Source organism: Actinomadura sp. WAC 06369 (genome assembly GCF_003947565.1).
GTDB classification, from domain to species: domain Bacteria; phylum Actinomycetota; class Actinomycetes; order Streptosporangiales; family Streptosporangiaceae; genus Spirillospora; species Spirillospora rifamycini.
Genome location: NZ_QHJN01000214.1, coordinates 1 through 11,826, shown reverse-complemented (window position 1 = coordinate 11,826; position 11,826 = coordinate 1). Strand labels below are relative to the sequence as shown.

The following is an 11,826-nucleotide window of genomic DNA, read 5'->3' as shown; positions in this document are numbered from 1 at the left end:
CCCCTCCGGCCGCTGCCGGCCGCGGCCGCCGCCACCGCCCTCCTCCTCGCCGCCGACTTCGCCCTCCGGATGTACCACGAGTACGTCGAGCCGATCCCCGCCCTCCGGCGGCTGTTCAACATCGGCTCCGAGAGCAACCTCGCGACCTGGTGGAACAGCACCCTGCTGCTCGCGGTGGCCGGAACGGCGCTGCTCGCCGCCCTGCTCACCGACCGGACGTCCCGCCCCGGACGGACGTCGTGGCTCGCCCTCGCCGCGGCGACCGCCTGGCTCAGCGTCGACGAGACCGTGCAGGTCCACGAGCGCCTCGCCGTCGTCGGCGAGGGCTGGGCGGACGCGCTCGGCGTGTCCGTGCCGACGTACGCGTGGGTGCTGCCCGGCGCGGCGATGGCGCTGGCCGGCGCGGCCGCGGCCGCCGTGTGGGCGCGCGGCCTCCCCCGCGACCTGCGGCGCGGCCTCCTCGGCGCGCTCGCCGTCTACATCACGGGCGCCCTCGTCGTCGAGGCGTTCAACGGGTGGGTGAACCGGCAGGGGTTCAAGGAGGTCTACGCGCTCGGCACGAGCGTCGAGGAGGGCATGGAGATGGGCGCGTGCCTGCTGGCCCTCGCCGTCCTCGCGCGCTTCGTGGTCGTCGCGCGCGACCCCGCGTCCGGCCGCCTCGCCGTCCGCCTCCGGTGAGAGCGCGATGAGAGGTTCCTCATCCGCGCGCCGTCAGTCCTGCCAGTAGAACAGCAGGTCGCGGACCCGCAGCGGCCCCCGGTCGCCGAAGAAGTAGACGTGCAGCCCCTCGACCACGGTCTCGGCGAGCGCCCCGTCCACGCACGTGAAGCCCGCCGCCCGCAGGACCTCCCGGGGACGCCCGTCCCGGCACTCGGCGAACGGCCCGAGCGTGCTGACGTGGACGGTCCCGGCGGCCGTCTCCACGACGTGGAAGGTGTCGTGGCCCGTCCCCCGGACGGCCGCCTCGGGCCGCGGGTCCCCCGGCTCCAGGCCCGCGCCGGCGAGCGCCCGGACGGCGCGGCGGAGGTCCGCCTCCGCCCGCCCGTCCGGTTCCGGTTCGAGCAGCGCGGCCTCGACCAGCCACCGGGGGTCGGTGCCGCGCTGCCCGGGGACGTGGCGGCGGACGATCGCCGCGCGCACGTCCGCCGGAACCCCCGGCAGCTCCACCCGCGGCGAGCCGAGCCCCTCCCAGGCCGCCCGGACGCCGTGGCCGCGCCGATGCAGCACCGCGAGCGCCCACAGGTGCCCGGGGGCGCGCCGCCGCACCATCCCCCACAGCCGCTCGTCGCCGCCGTCCGCCTCGGCGAGCAGCTCGTACGCCTGCCGGGCCACCATGGTGGAGGCGTCCCCGAGGGACGCGGCGACGTCGCCGTCCTCGCGCCACCGCAGCCGCACCCCGAGCAGCCGCTCCTCCGCCGTCGCCCCGCCGGCCGCGAGGTCCGCCGCGGACGCGGCGCCGAACTCGGCGAGCACCGCCCGCAGGCCGCACACCCCGACCAGCGCGTCGAGGGCCCGCTCACCCTGCACGCGCAGGTGCGTCCACGGGTCCGCGGCCAGCACCGCGAGGCGCCGCGCCGTGCCCAGCTCGCCCAGCCGCGCCCGCGCCCCGGTGACCGCCGCGTCCGCCCCGTGCCAGGGCTCCCGCCCGTCCTGCTCCCGAAGCCAGGCGAGCAGCTCGTCCGAGTGCGCGCGTCCCGGCTCGCTCAGCGCCGCCAGGACCGCCGCCCGCAGCAGCCCGTGGCCGCCGTCGTCCCGGACGTACGCGAACAGCTCCGCCGCCCGCCCGTCCGGCACCCGCCCGGCCAGCGCGAGAGCGCACCCCGACCGGCGCCACCACGGCTCCGCCGGGTCGAGCACGGTGTCGGCCAGGACGTCCGCCGGGACCGACGCCGTCCGCCGCGCGAGGCTCTCCGGCGGCTCCCGCCGCACCGCGGGCGAGGGGATGAGGTCGTGTACGCGCTCCCGTGTCACGGGCGGATCGTCGCGCGCGGACGCCGCCCGGCGCAACGGCGTCTCAGGACCCGGCGACGCCCGGCGGGAAACCGCCCGTCGCGATCGGCCCCCACCCCTCGACGGTGATCCGGATCAGCGACTTGTTCTGCCGCTCCATCGCCCGGCGGTAGTCGTCCCAGTCGGGGTGCTCGCCGGCGATGCCGCGGTAGTACTCGACGAGCCCGTCGAGCGCCGCCGGCATGTCGACGACCTGCGCGCGGCCGTCCACCTGCACGTACGGGCCGTTCCAGTCGTCGGACAGCACGCAGATCGACACCCGGGGCTCGCGGCGGGCGTTGCGCGCCTTCGCGCGGTCCGGGTACGTCGACACGACGATGCGTCCGGCGCCGTCCAGCCCGCACGTCACGGGCGACATCTGCGGACCGCCGCCGCCGCGCGTCGTGACGAGCACCCCGCGATGGCGCGGGCGCAGGAACTCCAGCAGCGCGTCGCGGTCGACGCGCTCGGCGGTGGCGATACGTGGCATGACGCCCCTCTTCCGACGGTTCGGCGGAGCCGTACGGCTCCCCGCCCGACCCTAGAAGCCCGGGCGGGGAACCCGTTACTCCATTCCGATCGGGGGCCGCCCGTTGAACCACACCGGCCGGACCGCCATCCGGCGGAACCGCCAGCCGTCCGCCGTCCGCACCGCCTCCGCGTCGAACCGGCCGCCGACGTCGAAGTGCGCGCCGGGCTCCTCCCCCCGGGCCGCCGCCGTCGACGCGAGGTGGACGTGCACCATCAGCGCGTCCCACCGCACCGCCGCGCGGTCCCCGTCGAGGTCCACGATGTGGTTGGACGCGAGATGCTGCGTCCGCTCGAACCGCTCCAGGGCGACCCGCGTCGACTCCGCCAGCCCGTCCAGTCCGGTGGACTCGCCCACCGGGGCCTCCATCGCGACGTCGGCCGTGTGGAAGCGGCGCGCCCACGCGTCGTCGATGTTCCGCTCGTCCAGGCTCACCATGTACCTGCCGACCAGCTCGATGATGTCCGTCCGGTCGATCAGTTCGCTCATCGTCGTCATGCCACGACGCTACGAACCGCCCCCGCACCGGGGCATCGGTCAGGTGACTGGCGTCCCGACGGTGTTCCGCCCGGCATGCCCGAAACGGAGCAACGGGGCCCCGCGGCCGGGCAAGATGAAGATCGACAACCGGCATCGCGGCATGGAGCGGCTCGTGAACGACATTCCCGGCATCGACACGACCGTGCCGAGTTCGGCGCGGATCACCAACTACTGGCTCGGCGGCAAGGACAACTACCCCGTCGACCGCGAGGTCGGCGACGCGATCGCCCGCGTCCACCCCGACATCGTCACGATGGCGCGGCACGACCGCGCGTTCATCGGCCGCTCCGTCCGGTACCTGGCGGGCGAGGCCGGCGTCCGCCAGTTCCTCGACATCGGCACCGGCCTGCCCACGCAGGACAACACCCACGAGGTCGCGCAGCGCGTCGCCCCCGACTCCCGCATCGTCTACGTCGACAACGACCCGATGGTCCTCGCGCACGCCCGCGCCCTGCTCACCTCGACGCCCGAGGGCACGACCGCCTACATCGACGCCGACCTGCGCGAACCCGAGGCCATCCTCGAGAAGGCCCGCGAGAACCTCGACTTCGACCGGCCGATCGCCGTCATGCTCATCGGCATCCTGCAGCACATCGTCGACGACGCCGAAGCCGAGTCGATCGTCCGGCGGCTCCTCGACCCCCTGCCGTCCGGCAGCCACTTCGTCCTCGTGCACGACACCGCCGACTTCCACGGCCAGTCCGTCCTGGACGCCATGGACACGTTCATGGCCGAGGGCGGCCTGCCGATCTGCGCCCGCGACCACGCGCAGATGAAGCGGCTGATGGACGGCCTCGACCTCGTCGAGCCCGGCATCGTGTCGACCGCCCGCTGGCGCGTCGGCCTCGACAGCCCGTGGGGCGAAGCCGAGAACGTCGCCCAGTACAGCGCCGTGGGCCGCAAGCCCTGACCCGTCAGGCGGCCATGTCGAGCACGAACCGGTAGCGGACGTCGTTGCGCGCCAGCCGCCCCAGCGCGGCGTCCGCCTCCCGCGCCGGGACGACCTCGGTCTCGGCGACGATGCCGTGCCGGGCGCAGAAGTCCAGCATCTCCCGGGTCTCGCGGACGCCCCCGCTGCCCGCCCCCGCCAGGTTCCTCGCCCCGACGATCAGGCTCATCGGGTCCACCCGGAGGTCCCCGCCGGGGATGCCGACCATGCACAGCGTCCCGTCCACGGCCAGCGCCGCCAGGTACGGCTCCAGCGCGTGCGGCGCCCCGACCGTGTCGATGATCAGGTCGCAGCGGCCCGCCTGCGCCGCCATCCGCCGCCCGTCCGACGCGAGGACGGCGTCGTCCGCGCCCAGCCGGCGCGCCTCGGCGACCTTCGCGGGCGACGACGTGAACTGGACGGTCTCGGCCCCCAGGGCACGCGCGAGCTTGAGCGCGACGTGCCCGAGCCCGCCCATGCCGACGACGCCGACCGTCCGTCCGGGCCCGGCGCCCCAGCGACGCAGCGGCACCCACGTGGTGACGCCCGCGCACATCAGCGGCGCCGCGCCCGCCGGGTCCAGCCCGTCCGGCAGCGCGTGCACGAAGTGCTCGTCCGCGACGTACTCCGACGAGAAGCCGCCCCGGGTCGGCGAACCGTCGACCCGGTCGACGCCCCCGTAGGTGAGGGTGACGCCCTCCTCGCACCAGTTCTCCCGCCCCGCCCGGCAGGGCCCGCAGGCGCGGCACGAGTCGACGATGTTGCCCACCGCCACCCGGTCGCCGACCGCGAACCGCGTCACCCCGGACCCCGTCTCCGCGACCTCCCCCACGATCTCGTGGCCCGGCACGAGCGGGAACCCGGCGGGATCGCCGCCGCGCACCGCCGCCAGGTCGCTCGCGCACACCCCGCAGTACAGGACCCGCACCGCCACGTCCGTCCGCCGCAGCTCCCGCCGCTCGAACACCCACGGTTCGAGCCCCGCACCCGGTTCGCGGGCGGCCCATCCACTGACCTCACGCATGGCACCGCTCCGATCTCGCAGCCCGGACGTCACCAAGGCAGTTCGCCCTCGTCGTTGAAGAAGCCGCCGGACGGTCCGCCGTCGGGGAGGGTCGCGAGGCGGATCGCGATCGCCGCGCCCTGCTCGGGCGTCCGGACGCCGCGGAAGCCGTTGAGGTCGGTCGCCGTGAAACCGGGGCAGCCCGCGTTGACCAGGATGCCCGTGTCCCGCAACTCCTTGGCGTACTGGACGGTCACGGCGTTCAGGAACGACTTCGACGGGGCGTACGCGGCGGAGATCGGGCCTGTGGCGTCGCCGCGCGCGCTCTGCAGCGTCAGCGAACCGACCATGCTCGACATGTTCACGATCCGCGGCGACGCCGAGCGGCGCAGCAGCGGAAGCATCGCGTTCGTGACGCGGATGACGCCGATGACGTTCGTCTCCACGGCCGCCCGCACCGTCGCGGGATCGACCGCCGTGGGCTCCTGCGGCCCGCCGCCGGTGATCGCGGCGTTGTTGACGAGCACGTCCAGGCCCCCGCGTCCGCCGACCAGCCCGGCGGCGGCCGTCACGCTCGCGTCGTCCGTCACGTCGAGGGGCACGCCGAACGCGTCGACGCCGTCCGCCCGCAGCTTCGCGACCGCGGCCTCGCGGCGCCCCGCGTCCCGGGCGCCGACCCCGACGGCCCAGCCGAGGGCGCCCAGCCCCGCCGCGATCTCGTACCCGATGCCCTTGTTCGCGCCGGTCACCAGCGCGGTCGTCCGTTCGCTCATGCCGTCGATCCTCGCTCCGGAACCGGCGGAACCTCCAACACCGATCGGGTGCGCATCGATACTCCGCGGGTATGGATGCGGGTACCGTGGCAGCGTGGAGACACGGGAGCTGCGGTACTTCGTCGCCGTCGCGGAGGAGCTGCACTTCGGACGGGCGGCGCAGCGGCTCGGCATCGCGCAGCCGCCGCTCTCCCGCGCGATCCACCGGCTCGAACGCCGCCTCGGCGCCACCCTGCTGGAGCGCACCAGCCGCTCCGTCGCGCTCACCGAGGCGGGCCGGGTGCTGCTGCGGGAGGCCCGCGCGGCGCTGCACGCGGTCGACGCCGCCGAGCGCCGCACCCGCCGCGCCGCCGCGTCCCCCGGCGGGATCGTCCTCGCCACCAAGGCGGGCGCGAACGGCGAACTGCTCGCCAAGCTGCTCGACGCCTACGCCGCCGAACCGGACGCCGTCCCCGTCGAGGTGCTCCTGTCCGGCATCGGCGAGCAGGAGCGGGTGCTGCGCGACGGCCGCGCCGACGTGGCCCTGCTGCACCGCCCGTTCGACGACACGGCGGGCTTCGACATCGAGGACCTCGGCACCGAAGGCCAGGTCGTCCTCCTGCCCGCCGGGCACCCCCTCGCCGCCCGCCCCCACGTCCGGATGGCCGAGGTCGCCGACCTGCCCGGCCTCCCCGTGCCCCGCTGGCCGAACCTCGACGGGACGTACCCGGACGGCCCGGGCCCCGAGGTCCGCGACCACACGCAGCTCACGCAGCTGATCGCGCTCGGCCGCGCGTCAGCGGTCGCCCCGGAGTCGTGCCGCTCCCACCTGCACACCGACGTCGCCACCGTCCCGGTCCTGGACGCCCCGCCGGTCACCACCGTCATCGCGTGGCCCCCGCACAGCCGCTCGAAAGCCGTCGCCGACCTCGTCCGAACCGCCGTCCGCGTCTAGGACGGCGTGACCGGCGCGTGACCGGGGCGACAGCGCGCGGGCGGAGCATGGCGATGTCCGGAAGGGAGCGCCATGCACACCACCCTGAGCAAGCTCACCGCGACGGCCGCGGCCGCGGTCGCGCTCACGTCCCTGTACCCCGCCGCCGCGCACGCGGGGCAGGCCGTCCGCTCGTTCGTCTACAAGGGGCAGACGTGCGAGGACCACAGCTACGACCGCACCGCGAGCTACCACTGCTGGGCGGGACCGCCCGACGCGCAGATGTACCAGACGCAGGCCAGGTGCAGCGACGGCTCCTACAAGCACGGCAACTACGAGTGGTACACCTCCAAGTACTTCTCGCTCGTGTCCTGCCCGCCGGGCACGTCCGTGACCTGGTCGCGTCCCGAACCCCAGTACGACTGACACCGAGAAGGGACGATCCCGTGAAGGCACACGCACGAGCCGCCGCGGTCGCGGTCGCGGCCGCCTGCACTACGGGCCTCACCGCCCTCCCCGCCCACGCCGCCCCGGCCGTCGAGAAGGCCACCTGCTCGACCTACCGGTCGTCGGACGGCAAGAGCATCGGCGTCAGCTGCGACGCGGGCCGCTACTACGTCGTCGGCACGGCGTGCGGCCCGGGCCACTGCACCACCATCGGCGGCCCCATCGTGGACGCGCCCGCCATCTCCTGGGCGCACGCCGGCAGCGGCTACTTCGGCGGCCCCATCCGAGCGGTCTTCGTCTGAGCCGTCCCGGTCACGGGCGCTCAAGCCGCTGGACGAGCCCCCTCGACCCCACAACCGGGATCGAGGGGGCTTTGTCGTGCCGCCCACTATTCGAGCCACGTCCCGTCGCGCATGATGACTCTGCCTCGGAGTTCCGGCTCACCACGCCAGGCGCGCACGGTCTCCGGCACCACGCGCACATACGAAAAGGGATCGTCTTCCGTACGCGGGTCCCACCCGAACTTGGCGGCGAAGGCATCCGCCGCTTCTCCGGGCACGTCCCGGTCCGGGAAGCACTCCGCCTCCCCCTGGAGAAGCACCACGTCGAAGGAATCCGGTAGCGCCAGGCGCACGCGCGGCTCCTCCCGGACGTTCCGCGCGGTCGCGGAAGCCGCACCGGTGCACATCCACACCGCTCGCCCGTCCCACAGGAACCATAGCGGCACCTGGTGCGGGCCGTGATCAGGATGCGCCGTCGACACCCACATGTCCCGCTCGGCGCCGAGCCGTTCCAGAGTGTCGCGCCTACGCTCCGCCGTCAGGCGGCGAGCACTGCCCGTGGTCTGCATGACGATCGACCTTAACCAGCGGACTCACAAAGGCGCATGAGGCGAGAGACCTACGCCCGGCGACCGATGAACTCATTCCAGCGCTCCCCGGTACGCCGCCCAGCGCCGCACGTCGGCGAGGTAGGGCTTGATCCACGCCGCGGCGACGCGCTCGGAACGGAGCGTCCACACGGCGGTGTGCAGCCTGGCGTAATGGTCGATCGCCTCCGGGTCGGCCGCCCGCCAGGCGGCGAAGCGGGCCAGCCACGCCTCGGCCGAGCCGGGGGTGTGCCCCGCCGCCAGCAGCCAGGGGATCATCTGCCCGAGTTCCACCCACGGCGCCCCGTGGCTGACGAACGCCCAGTCCACGAGGCTCACCGAGCCGTCCGCGGCGATGATGACGTTGCCGGGGTTGATGTCGGTGTGCAGCAGCGCCGTCCCCGCCATCGGCGACACGTCGCCGATGCCCGCCCACCGCGTGGTGACGGGCCGATCCACCACATCCGGGAGCCGAATGGCCTGGAGACGGCCGACCGTCCGGGCGACCGGATCCAGGTCCGGTGAGCCGGGCGAGTAGTCCGGGTGACGTCCTGGGACGTGCTCGAACGCCAGGACGAGCCACCCCTCGGCCTCCGCGCTCCACAGGAGCCGAGGGGCGAGCTCGCCGACGAACGCGTTGACCCGCGCCTCCCACCGGAGCGACATGACCTCGGGGCCGTCTCGGTCCGGGAGCTTGCGCGCCGCCTTGACGAACACGGTCGCGCGCTCGCCGGTCACCGTTGACGCGATGTCCGCGTGGTTGCCGGAGTCGGCGGGCCGGACGTCCCGGATCGGGCCGGTGCGCTCGGCGACGGCCTCCCGCACAACCGCAGGCAGGTCACCCCGGTCGCTTCGTGTCATGCGTCCCCGCTACGCATCGGTGACGACGGCCGGCGACCCGCGCGCGTCTCCCGCGTGGTCGGCGGGCCGGCCGCCGGTCGGCTTCCTGCAGCATGGCCGGTCGCCGAGGTCAGGTCCAGGAAGGCGTGCAGGACGGCGATTTCCGGGTGGCCCACACCGGCGAGCGTGCGCGGTCATGACGGCTTCACCGCCGCGCCCATCTCCCGGGCGATCTCGACCGCCGCCTTTTCGGCGTCTTCGGGCAGGCGCCGTCCTGCGGCGGGCCCGGTGCGCCATCGGTAGGTGCCGCCGTCCCAGGACACGAACCGGGGCCCGTTCTCCCGGTAGGTGACGCGCACGTGCGGCAGGTCCCGGTCGTCACGGTCGAGGGACGCCGTCATCTGGGGCGCGCACCGGCGGAGCGCCGCGTGCAGTTGCGCGTCCCGGCCGAACATCTCGATGCTCTCCATCTCTCCTCACGAAAGTCGCGGCGGACCGGGGATCAGGGGGCGACGAGGCCGCCGAGTGCGGTCCGCAGCCGTCCCCGGCGCGGCGCACGATGGCGGCGTTCAGGCCGGGGAGGTGCGGGGACGGTGCGGACGGGCGCGGCGGCGCGCGGGTGCCTCGGTTCGGGCGATGGCGTGGCGCGGCGGACGTCCAGGGCGTTCAGGCGGCGGGCCAGTTCGGCGGGCGTCGCCGCTTCGACCAGGTGGCAGGTGCCCGCGCGGTCGCGGGCCAGCGCCCACCAGCTCCCGGTGGCCTTGCCCAGCCACGCGGACGTCCCCGGGAACCGGCGCGCCACCTCGGCGGCCACCCGCGCCTGCGGTGTGATCACCGGGCCGTCTCCGTCCCGGCCTGGTCGGCCGCGAGGCGGGCGAGGGCCCACGTGACGGCGTTCATGATCTGGTCGGTTTCGGCGACCGGTTCGTGGCCGGGGCCGAAGAACCACGTCCGGCCGCCGTCGTCGGTGCGCGGACGGCACGTGACGGTGACGGTCGCGGGGACGTCGGGGTTCGAGACGCGCAGCCCGCTCGCGGTCAGCTCGACCGCGAGCCGCCGCGCCGACAGCCGCGCGGCGAACGCCGCGAGATGGTGGTGCGGAGTCGTACGATCCGCCATAGGTCGGAACCGCCTTCCGGCCGAGGCCCCGCCCCCCGGTGTCCGCGCACCGGGCCGGGGCCGCCTTGTTTCCGGCTGGACGGGCGCCCCTGCCAGTCGGGGGCCTGTCGCTAGATTCAGTGAAGCGGTGTCGCAGGTCACATCGGCAGAGGCAAAATGGGGTGCATCTGCGGGCAGGCAGGTGGCACGCCGACACGCGAGGTGCTCCCATGACACCGGAAGAACGGCGGGCGTTCGGGTCCCGACTCGCCGCCGAGCGCGCCGCGCGGGGGCTGACGCAGCGTGTGCTCGCGGCGCGCGTGTGCGCCGCGCTGCCCGACGCGCAGCGGCCCGACCTCGCCACGGTGGAGGGCTACGTCAAGCGCTGGGAGGCCGGGCGCGCGGGCATCGGCGCGCGCTACCGCCGCGCCCTCGCGGACGCCCTCGGCGTCGAGCCCGGCGGGCTGTTCGGCGGACGGCCGGGGCCGCCGCGGCGGGAGACGGACGAGGAACGCCGTCGGCTGCTCGCGTGCCTGGGCCTTCTGGGAGTGGACGTCGGCGTCGCGGAGGAGCCGCTGGAGCCGATCCGGCAGGCGCTCGCCGAGGCGATCCCCGGCGGGCCGCGGGACCGGCTGATCGCCGACTGGGAGGAGGTCGCCTTCGAGTACGGGCACGCGTTCCTCACCGCGCCGCCCGGGGCGCTCCTGCCCGACCTGGCGCACGACCTCGTGCGGGTGCAGCGGACCATCCGCGTCGTCGATGACGCCGGGACGCGGCGCGGCCTGTGCGGCCCCGCCGGGAAGCTCGCCGCGCTCGTCGCGATGACGGCGGCCACGCTCGGGCACGCGCGCCAGGCGCGGGACTGGTGGAAGACCGCTCGCCACACCGCCGACGCCTTCGCGGACCGGGACCTGCGGGTGTGGGTGCGCGGGTACGAGTCCATGAGCGCCTTGTACGCGGGACGGCCGCTCGCGCTGGTGCTGCGGCTCGCCGATGAGGCGATCGCCATCGCCGGGCCGTCCTCGGGCGCCGCGGTGCTGGAGGCGATGGCCGCCCGCGCCCAGGCCCTGGCGCTGCTCGGGCGCACGGGCGACGCGACGGGGACCGTCCACGCCATGGAGGAGAGGTTCGGCCGCCTGCCCCGGGCGACCGCCGACGAGCGCCTGTCCACCGGGGCGTGGCCGGAGACGGCGCTGCGGCACACTGCGGCGTTCACCTACACCTGTGTCCGCGATGCCGCTCGGGCGGAACGTGCTCAGGCCGACGCCCTGCGCCTTTACCCGGGGGGCATGGAGCGGCAGCGCGCGCAGATCGAGTTGCTCCGCGCGACCTGCCTGGTTCAGGCGGGCGACGTCGCCACGGGGGTCGCCCACGCCTCCCGCGCGGTGGGGTCGCTGAGCCCTTCCCAGCGCACCGCCACGGTGACGCGCGGCGCGCGGATGGTGCTCGACGCCGTGCCGGAGACGCGGAGGGAGCGGTCCTGCGTGCGCGAACTCCGCGAACTGGCGTCGCCGGAGGCGTGCGGCCGCACGGAGGGTTGATCGTGCCCGGCGTCGAGCTTCGCGTCGATGACGGCCGCAGGGCCTTGGCGATGCTGGACGGGTTGGCCGACCTGTACGAGCGGGTCTATGCCGAGCCGCCGTACGACTCGGCTCCCAAGTTCTCCCGCGCCCGGTTCGTGGAGCGGACGCGCGGTCAGGCGGCGGCGTCGGGGTTCACACTGGTCACGGCGCTGCGGGACGAGCGGCTCCTGGGGTTCGCGTTCGGGTTCTCCATGGCGGCGGGCGGCTGGTGGGCCGCGGCGTCCCTACCGTCCTGGGACGTGGTGGACGCGTCGAAGTTCGCGGTCGTCGAACTGATCGTCGATCGAGCGGAGCGCGGGCGGGGGCTGGGGCGGC

16 protein-coding genes and 1 pseudogene are annotated in these 11,826 nt (G+C 75.0%); 7 read left to right on the top strand and 10 right to left on the bottom strand.

From position 1 onward, the window contains the following. On the top strand, positions 1-678 hold a 678-nt coding region (locus DMH08_RS40545), incomplete at its 5' end, for a hypothetical protein (RefSeq protein ID WP_158642448.1). Positions 679-711: 33 nt separating this feature from the next. Here DMH08_RS40545 and DMH08_RS35410 read toward each other — a convergent pair. The 3 genes from DMH08_RS35410 to DMH08_RS35400 form a co-directional block, all read right to left on the bottom strand. Continuing rightward, positions 712-1,971 carry a hypothetical protein gene (locus DMH08_RS35410; RefSeq protein WP_125620485.1) on the bottom strand — a complete coding sequence of 420 codons (1,260 nt, stop codon included), beginning with the start codon at positions 1,969-1,971 and terminating at the stop codon, positions 712-714. A 43-nt stretch (positions 1,972-2,014) separates the two neighbouring features. Next, the gene (locus DMH08_RS35405) at positions 2,015-2,479 is read right to left on the bottom strand and encodes a PPOX class F420-dependent oxidoreductase (protein ID WP_125620483.1); all 465 of its coding nucleotides are present in this window, start codon (positions 2,477-2,479) and stop codon (positions 2,015-2,017) included. 75 nt (positions 2,480-2,554) lie between these two features. Further along, positions 2,555-3,016: a nuclear transport factor 2 family protein gene (locus DMH08_RS35400; protein WP_125620481.1), complete on the bottom strand. Its 462-nt coding sequence runs from the start codon at positions 3,014-3,016 to the stop codon at positions 2,555-2,557. A gap of 142 nt (positions 3,017-3,158) precedes the next feature. On the opposite strand from DMH08_RS35400, the gene DMH08_RS35395 reads away from it, so the two are divergent. Further along, positions 3,159-3,968: an SAM-dependent methyltransferase gene (locus DMH08_RS35395; protein ID WP_125620487.1), complete on the top strand. Its 810-nt coding sequence runs from the start codon at positions 3,159-3,161 to the stop codon at positions 3,966-3,968. 4 nt (positions 3,969-3,972) lie between these two features. Here DMH08_RS35395 and DMH08_RS35390 read toward each other — a convergent pair whose 3' ends face one another. Continuing rightward, entirely contained in the window at positions 3,973-5,010 is a 1,038-nt protein-coding gene (locus tag DMH08_RS35390) for an NAD(P)-dependent alcohol dehydrogenase (protein WP_125620479.1), read from the bottom strand. 29 nt (positions 5,011-5,039) lie between these two features. Then, positions 5,040-5,762, bottom strand: a complete 723-nt coding sequence (locus DMH08_RS35385; protein WP_026402704.1) for an SDR family oxidoreductase — start codon at positions 5,760-5,762, stop codon at positions 5,040-5,042. 94 nt (positions 5,763-5,856) lie between these two features. On the opposite strand from DMH08_RS35385, the gene DMH08_RS35380 reads away from it, so the two are divergent. From DMH08_RS35380 to DMH08_RS35370, 3 genes are all read left to right on the top strand, one after another. Beyond that, positions 5,857-6,696, top strand: coding sequence for a LysR family transcriptional regulator (locus tag DMH08_RS35380; protein ID WP_125620477.1), 840 nt, complete (start codon positions 5,857-5,859; stop codon positions 6,694-6,696). Positions 6,697-6,768: 72 nt separating this feature from the next. Further along, positions 6,769-7,101, top strand: a complete 333-nt coding sequence (locus tag DMH08_RS35375) for a hypothetical protein (protein WP_026402706.1) — start codon at positions 6,769-6,771, stop codon at positions 7,099-7,101. Between the two features lie 20 nt (positions 7,102-7,121). Further along, positions 7,122-7,424 carry a hypothetical protein gene (locus DMH08_RS35370; protein WP_051300718.1) on the top strand — a complete coding sequence of 101 codons (303 nt, stop codon included), beginning with the start codon at positions 7,122-7,124 and terminating at the stop codon, positions 7,422-7,424. Positions 7,425-7,510: 86 nt separating this feature from the next. On the opposite strand, the gene DMH08_RS35365 is transcribed toward DMH08_RS35370, so the two are convergent. The 5 genes from DMH08_RS35365 to DMH08_RS35345 all read right to left on the bottom strand — a co-directional run bounded on the left by DMH08_RS35365 (position 7,511) and on the right by DMH08_RS35345 (position 9,949). Continuing rightward, the gene (locus tag DMH08_RS35365) at positions 7,511-7,972 is read right to left on the bottom strand and encodes a pyridoxamine 5'-phosphate oxidase family protein (RefSeq protein WP_125620475.1); all 462 of its coding nucleotides are present in this window, start codon (positions 7,970-7,972) and stop codon (positions 7,511-7,513) included. Between the two features lie 72 nt (positions 7,973-8,044). After that, entirely contained in the window at positions 8,045-8,815 is a 771-nt protein-coding gene (locus tag DMH08_RS35360) for a phosphotransferase (protein WP_158642447.1), read from the bottom strand. A gap of 209 nt (positions 8,816-9,024) precedes the next feature. Then, the gene (locus tag DMH08_RS35355) at positions 9,025-9,300 is read right to left on the bottom strand and encodes a hypothetical protein (RefSeq protein WP_026402708.1); all 276 of its coding nucleotides are present in this window, start codon (positions 9,298-9,300) and stop codon (positions 9,025-9,027) included. Positions 9,301-9,332: 32 nt separating this feature from the next. Then, a complete protein-coding gene (locus tag DMH08_RS35350) occupies positions 9,333-9,665 on the bottom strand; it encodes a hypothetical protein (protein ID WP_125620471.1) in 333 nt (110 codons plus the stop codon). Continuing rightward, on the bottom strand, positions 9,662-9,949 hold the full coding sequence (locus DMH08_RS35345) for a hypothetical protein (protein ID WP_125620469.1): 288 nt from the start codon (positions 9,947-9,949) through the stop codon (positions 9,662-9,664). The genes DMH08_RS35350 and DMH08_RS35345 overlap by 4 nt, the downstream gene beginning before the upstream one ends. A 209-nt stretch (positions 9,950-10,158) precedes the next feature. Between DMH08_RS35345 and DMH08_RS35340 the strand changes: the two genes are divergently transcribed. Together DMH08_RS35340 and DMH08_RS35335 are read left to right on the top strand one after the other, a co-directional pair. Then, positions 10,159-11,469, top strand: coding sequence for a helix-turn-helix domain-containing protein (locus DMH08_RS35340; RefSeq protein ID WP_125620467.1), 1,311 nt, complete (start codon positions 10,159-10,161; stop codon positions 11,467-11,469). Between the two features lie 2 nt (positions 11,470-11,471). Next, a pseudogene (locus tag DMH08_RS35335) lies at positions 11,472-11,826 on the top strand (GNAT family N-acetyltransferase); the annotation flags it as partial.

What these genes read in the sequence shown, in the direction of transcription:
- DMH08_RS35405 (WP_125620483.1), bottom strand. Translation starts at nt 2,479, where the DNA reads ATGCCACGTATCGCCACCGCCGAGCGCGTCGACCGCGACGCGCTGCTG.
- DMH08_RS35365 (WP_125620475.1), bottom strand. Translation starts at nt 7,972, where the DNA reads ATGCAGACCACGGGCAGTGCTCGCCGCCTGACGGCGGAGCGTAGGCGC.
- DMH08_RS35340 (WP_125620467.1), top strand. Translation starts at nt 10,159, where the DNA reads ATGACACCGGAAGAACGGCGGGCGTTCGGGTCCCGACTCGCCGCCGAG.
- DMH08_RS35385 (WP_026402704.1), bottom strand. Translation starts at nt 5,762, where the DNA reads ATGAGCGAACGGACGACCGCGCTGGTGACCGGCGCGAACAAGGGCATC.
- DMH08_RS35375 (WP_026402706.1), top strand. Translation starts at nt 6,769, where the DNA reads ATGCACACCACCCTGAGCAAGCTCACCGCGACGGCCGCGGCCGCGGTC.
- DMH08_RS35400 (WP_125620481.1), bottom strand. Translation starts at nt 3,016, where the DNA reads ATGACGACGATGAGCGAACTGATCGACCGGACGGACATCATCGAGCTG.
- DMH08_RS35390 (WP_125620479.1), bottom strand. Translation starts at nt 5,010, where the DNA reads ATGCGTGAGGTCAGTGGATGGGCCGCCCGCGAACCGGGTGCGGGGCTC.
- DMH08_RS35345 (WP_125620469.1), bottom strand. Translation starts at nt 9,949, where the DNA reads ATGGCGGATCGTACGACTCCGCACCACCATCTCGCGGCGTTCGCCGCG.
- DMH08_RS35395 (WP_125620487.1), top strand. Translation starts at nt 3,159, where the DNA reads ATGGAGCGGCTCGTGAACGACATTCCCGGCATCGACACGACCGTGCCG.
- DMH08_RS35355 (WP_026402708.1), bottom strand. Translation starts at nt 9,300, where the DNA reads ATGGAGAGCATCGAGATGTTCGGCCGGGACGCGCAACTGCACGCGGCG.